The sequence below is a fragment of the Novipirellula sp. genome, from assembly GCF_041583735.1.
Classification (GTDB): Bacteria; Planctomycetota; Planctomycetia; order Pirellulales; family Pirellulaceae; genus Novipirellula.
Genome location: NZ_JBFHFD010000732.1, coordinates 1 through 4068 on the forward strand (window position 1 = coordinate 1; position 4068 = coordinate 4068).

General features: G+C 54.2%; 5 protein-coding genes. 2 read left to right on the forward strand and 3 right to left on the reverse strand.

Annotated features, from left to right (window positions below):
* Window positions 1-792 precede the first annotated feature (792 nt).
* Window positions 793-1095 (forward strand): hypothetical protein, encoded by a 303-nt coding sequence (locus ABX962_RS31785; RefSeq protein WP_372725640.1) that lies wholly within the window; start codon window positions 793-795, stop codon window positions 1093-1095.
* 604 nt (window positions 1096-1699) lie between these two features.
* Here the strand turns inward: ABX962_RS31785 and ABX962_RS31790 are convergent.
* Entirely contained in the window at window positions 1700-2053 is a 354-nt protein-coding gene (locus ABX962_RS31790) for a hypothetical protein (RefSeq protein WP_372725642.1), read from the reverse strand.
* A gap of 77 nt (window positions 2054-2130) precedes the next feature.
* On the opposite strand from ABX962_RS31790, the gene ABX962_RS31795 reads away from it, so the two are divergent.
* Window positions 2131-2370: a hypothetical protein gene (locus ABX962_RS31795; protein ID WP_372725644.1), complete on the forward strand. Its 240-nt coding sequence runs from the start codon at window positions 2131-2133 to the stop codon at window positions 2368-2370.
* A gap of 341 nt (window positions 2371-2711) precedes the next feature.
* On the opposite strand, the gene ABX962_RS31800 is transcribed toward ABX962_RS31795, so the two are convergent.
* Window positions 2712-3209: a hypothetical protein gene (locus ABX962_RS31800; RefSeq protein ID WP_372725646.1), complete on the reverse strand. Its 498-nt coding sequence runs from the start codon at window positions 3207-3209 to the stop codon at window positions 2712-2714.
* Window positions 3210-3339: 130 nt separating this feature from the next.
* Window positions 3340-3750: a hypothetical protein gene (locus tag ABX962_RS31805; protein WP_372725648.1), complete on the reverse strand. Its 411-nt coding sequence runs from the start codon at window positions 3748-3750 to the stop codon at window positions 3340-3342.
* Between the last annotated feature and the right edge of the window lie 318 nt (window positions 3751-4068).

Here is a 4068-nt window from a genome sequence, read left to right on the forward strand (position 1 = left end):
AAAGCATCGTCGATCACCACTTCGGTTGGGCCCTGACGAGGAATCGGCGCACCAATAATCTGTTCGCACGCCGAAAGAAATTGCTCACGAACGGTGGCTTTCGTGCCCATCGTCGATTCAGCGGTTGAAAACCGAACATCCAAGCTCATGTGGGGACACCAAACTGATTGTGGAGAAGGAAATGGTCGATTGGGATAACGGGAGCGATATGCGGGCGGCGAACTGTGACGAACCACATCGAAAAACGATGCCGCCGCTCCGTCATCATCGCATGGTTATTGGATGGTAGTTGGGGGAACCGTCGATTGATTCTCCAGTTCGGCGAATGCCAAAACGCCATTGTAGTTGAACGAAGCAAGACAGAGCAACATGCGACCGAGCAAGCAATCCGACCGAGCAAGCAATCCGACCGAGCAAGCAATCCGACCGAGCAAGCATGTGCGCCCGAGCAAGTGTGTGGGCCGAGCAAGCGTTCGAGCATCCGCATCGACCGCGCACCAATCGACCGAGCAACGACCGCGCCACATCCAATAACGGCGGCGATCAGCGGGCCGGGACGGTTGATCTTCCATCTGAGAAACCTTGCAAGCCCGGCTCCGTTGAATCGCATGGTTCCGTCCTTGCTTTACGTTCGCAAATCCAAACGCTTCGGCGTAAATTTGAAGTGTACCCAATAAGCCGCGCCGAATCAAAATCCATCATGAATCGAACTATCGGGCAATCAGGTTTACGATCCGAACAATTGAACGACGAATCAATGATGCCGTTTTGATGAGCGTGGATTGCCGACAAATGCAGCGAGCAGATGTGGAATGTCCTAACTACAACATCTTGCCCAAGCGTAAAGCCGGGTTGGTCAAGCAGGTGGTGAAAGTAGTCGAGTTCCCATTCGTTTTCGTAATCGTCCTCATCGTCAATTGGAAGTTCATCATCAACGAATGGAATCGTATGCCAGTCGACGCTCCCAAACTCGTCACTCGCGTAGACGTACGCAAGGGAGTCGTGACGTCGATCCAGCAGCACACGGACGTCGTCGCGATTGTTATCTTGCAGCGAATTCCACCATTGCTCGACCTGTGTGCGTTCAGAGGTTGAACATTTGTCAAGAAAGTCGGTTGGCAACGAGCTAGTCATCGAGCCTCCTTTGTGACGGAACGACCCGCATCACGGGGTGGCGGGAGTTGACGTTGCCTTCAAAATCGACTGGCCACCGCCACTCCCGTGCATGCGATGGTTCGCCAGGTTTTCTTTGTAAGTAGGACGCCGCGTCCGAACACGGTGGCCGATGCGTTCTTGAGTCCGCGCCATCCAGGTAGCGATCAGTATACCCAGTACAAACCGAGCACTGCAATTGTGCAAACGGAATTGAAAGCGAGATTCACAAACACATACTTTTGCCATCTGTCAGGACCGCGCTTCCGGAGGTCGTTCCCATGAGCCCAAACGCGTCCGCCGAGCACCAAGAAGACGACGATACTGCATAGCGCGCCGAACCACAGACCATGGCCTGATGTCATTCGTATAACGATCAATGGCACAGCAAGCATTACGAAGAGATACACGTTGTGTAAGTCGATTGGCATGTCAACTCTAGCTTGTGGGCATCTCTTGCCTTGGCGAACGATTGCGATAACCGGGTGGCCGCGGTTAATCTTCCATTTGAAAACGCGCTGTCGGCCACTCCGCGTTCATCGCTTGGTTACCCGCCGTTTAAGTGTGTTGTGATCGAGTCAATTGACGTGTGATCGCAAAGACCAATGTAGCCGACATCCTCGCGTTGTGCATCTTCGTCCAGTCCGGCAATCATTTCCGGTGTGCCGTCGGGAAAGTCGACGACCGCAATTTGGTGGTGTCCATCGGAAAGTGATTGGGCCACGATGCGGTGCCAGATGACGCAGTACGCGAGGATGGCATTTGTTGGTTCATGGGATGCGGGGTGTCGTGGGTCAAACACGCAATTCCAGTGTGTGCCAGATTCGACGTCGGCGTATGCATGCAAGACAACAAGCGGCAGCATTGTAGGCCGCAGGGGAACCGAGATTAGATCGGACATCGTTCTGCATTCGTCCGCGCTCAACTCGCAGTCAGGGCCAGCGAGCCAATCCAGAACGGATTGCGTCTCGGATTGCCATGATGACGAAGACATACGCCAACCGACCATCAAGAAACGTTGGTGCACTGGAGTTCGATCAAGTGTACGCATTACTTCAGTCGGGTAACGACCGCGGTAACGGGGTTCGCGGGTTTGATGTTTTATTAAAGTGGACTGGCTCGCGAACTCCCGTTGACCGCATGGTTCTGACCGCGAGCGGTGCTTACCAAGCTCGCAGCGAAACGAGCCCAACGTTGCGTGAGTTTAGCATGAGTTGATCCAGCCGTGCAAGCAAATGGTGACGCTACCAGCGCCGGAGCAATGGCAAAAAGATGTGGGGCAGAAAGATGATTGCGATCGAAGCAATTGAACGGGGTGGGAAACTATGGTCGACCGAAGCAAAAACGGTCCATTGCGTCAATGCACTGTCAGCATTCACGTCCGCCACGACACGCGCATCGTCATGACCACATTGGAGGTCGAATCAAAAACGACTCAAGCGTGTCAGAACGTTACGCATCAGCGGGGACGGGCGAGAGACTTGCACGCAGACGAGAAAACGAACCACCCGTCCTCCGTTGCATGCGATGGTTACCCGCCGTTTTTGGCGTACGGTGGATCACTCGTTGTAGCGAGCAAGCATCGAACCGGACGTCACAAGCATAACGAAAAGTACAGCGACGAAGAACACTAGGAACAGTAAGACGAAATTGGCGAAGAACGAGTCAGCGGCCAGGTTGGGATCTATCCCAATAACGTTTTCGTAGAAAGCGCGTACGGCAGCGACCCCACCAGAGACGATTGCTGCAATCCCGAGCAATCCGAAGAACGCAGGCGTGATGGCCTTGGAAACACGTTTCGGCCCGGAAATGGGAATCCCGTCAAGTGAAAATGTAACGCACAGCGCAGTTAGGATCGCAACCACAATAAGTATCGTAAAAAAACCCTGAGGGAACGGAGCAAAAAGGTAGTTGCATCCAGCACCCAGTGCAGCAATTCCTGCGCTCCATTTCAGGTGTGATCGAAAGCCACCTGAAAACGTAACGGTAGGCGGCGCGTCAGCTTCCGACTCGCGATCATGAATGTCGGGATCAGGCGGGCGGTATGGATCAGTCAACGTTGATCTTCAGTCGGGTAACGGCGGACATCACGCGGGACGGGCAAACGACTTGCAAGCACACACAAGAACGCGACTCCCGTCCTCGCGTGCATGTCATTGTTCCCCGCTCTTACGGATACTGGCAGGGCTACCAATTGTGCCAGTCTTGATTGTAGCAGATAGTTTTCCCGCGAATCCGGCATGTCGTGCCGGTATCGCTGGTGACGACGTCACCGTGAAGCCAGACGCCTGAGAAACCCGAATCACGCCATACGTCAGCATGTTGAGTATCCATCGCAAAAAGCACTCGGTCGTCGCGATATGTCCGTCGGAACCGAAGTCGGACCTCTGTATTTTCGTCAACCGCGACGGACGAAATGGCGGGCCCATCAATATTCAGTTTGTGTTTTCGATCGTCGCGAACACACACGTGCACGGATGCGATGCACGTGACACCGATCTCTTTGGCGACTTCGGATAGCGTTGGAATCGCGACCTGTTCAACAACCGCAGCCAGCAATTCCTGCGGTGGGTCAAACTCGTCGCGTTGCGTTGCCATTTAGATCGTTAGTCGGGGAACGGGAGCGATATGCGGGCGGCGAACGGTGACGAACCACATGGAAAAACGATGCCGCCGCTCCGTCACCATCGCATGGTTATCGCAGATTGTAGCAAGCATGAATCGAGCATGGTTGCAGTGGCGTTCCGCCCCTTGGGTGGCCCGTCAAGCAGACAACCGTTGGGATCGACCAGTGATGCTAGTGTAACGGACTGCGATGACAAGATGTTGCACGATCACCAACGGGAAATTCGCTCGTTACGCCAGCGGTGGAATGAATTGCAAAACCAACGCAGGCCACGCAGCTAGTTGCGATAA